1 protein-coding gene is annotated in these 1,301 nt (G+C 62.2%); it reads left to right on the top strand.

Annotated features, from left to right (window positions below):
• The first annotated feature begins 54 nt into the window (after positions 1–54).
• Positions 55–1,250 (top strand): IS3 family transposase gene (locus H9634_RS14340; RefSeq protein WP_404801696.1). Its coding sequence is split into 2 segments (ribosomal slippage): positions 55–307 and positions 307–1,250, totalling 1,197 coding nucleotides; the frame shifts between segments, so codons are not numbered across the junction.
• Positions 1,251–1,301: the final 51 nt, after the last annotated feature.

Raw genomic sequence — 1,301 nt, 5'->3', positions numbered from 1 at the left:
TGGGGTGTATCAAGGTTCTTGGACAGTTCCTCTTGATGGGAGAGGATCAAGAGCATGGCAAGTGCATCACGGCGGAAGTTCAGCCCGCAGTTCAAGGCTGAGGCGGTCCAGCTGGTCGTGCAGAACGATCGGCCGATCGTCGAGGTGGCCGGCGAGCTGCAGGTCAACCCGGGGACTTTGGGCAATTGGGTCAAGCGTTACCGGCAGGACAACCCGGAACCGGTTCAAGAGTTGAAGCCGGCCGATCACGCTCGGCTGGCTGAGTTGGAAGACGAGGTCCGGCGGCTGCGGATGGAGAACGAGTTCTTAAAAAAAGCCGCGGCCTTCTTCGCCAGGGAGCAGGACTGAATGAGAAGTCAGCCCTGATCGAGGCGGAGAAGGGAAACTATCCGATCAGCTGGATGTGTCAGAAGCTGGGCGTGGCCCGGTCGTCGTTCTACGCGTGGCGGGCTCGAGTCGGGACCCTCACGGCGACGCAGGCGCGTCGCGAGGCGCTGAAGAGCGAGATCGTACGGGTCTTCGCACAGCAGCGCGGGACTGCGGGATGCCGGCGGATCGCGGCCGAGCTCAACGACAACGAGTTCCCCTGCTCTGTGGGACTGGTGGCCGATCTGATGCGCGAACTGGGGCTGGCTGCGATCCAGAAGCGCGCCTACAAGCGCACTACCGTCGTCGATGAGCAGGCCCAGGTTTTCACCGATCGGCTGGAACGCGACTTCGACCCGGACTCTTATGCGCCGGGGCAGGCGCTGGTCGGCGACATCACCTACCTGCGCACCGGCCAAGGCTGGTTGTATCTGGCCACGGTGATCGATTTGGCTACGCGCATGGTCATCGGCTGGCAGATCGCCGAGCGCATGCGCGCCAGCCTGGTCGTCGATGCTCTTGAGATGGCGCGCACGCAAGGCGGAGCCACGGCAGGAGCGATTTTCCATTCCGACCATGGATCGCAGTACACCTCGGATGAGTTCACCCGTTATTGCAGTGAGAACGGGGTTTTCCAGTCGATGGGTCGGACAGGGGTGTGCTGGGACAACGCGGCCGCCGAATCGTTCTTCGCCACTTTGAAGAACGAGATGTACTACCAGCAAGTCTTCGAGACCCGCGGTCGAGCCCGGCTGGCGGTGGCTGAGTACATCGAGGTGTTCTACAACCGCCGTCGGCGCCACTCAGCGCTGAGCTACCGGACACCGGTACAAGCTTGGAACGATCACCACGGCGCCGCTGAAGACCTCGTCCAGGCGGCCTGAGCAGAGAAGGAAAACTCGTAGGGACTGTCCACATTCCTTGACACAGCCCAA

It is taken from the genome of Brevibacterium gallinarum, assembly GCF_014836885.1.
GTDB classification, from domain to species: domain Bacteria; phylum Actinomycetota; class Actinomycetes; order Actinomycetales; family Brevibacteriaceae; genus Brevibacterium; species Brevibacterium gallinarum.
Note: the sequence above shows the minus strand (reverse complement) of the source record. Positions and strands in the feature narration are given on the sequence as shown.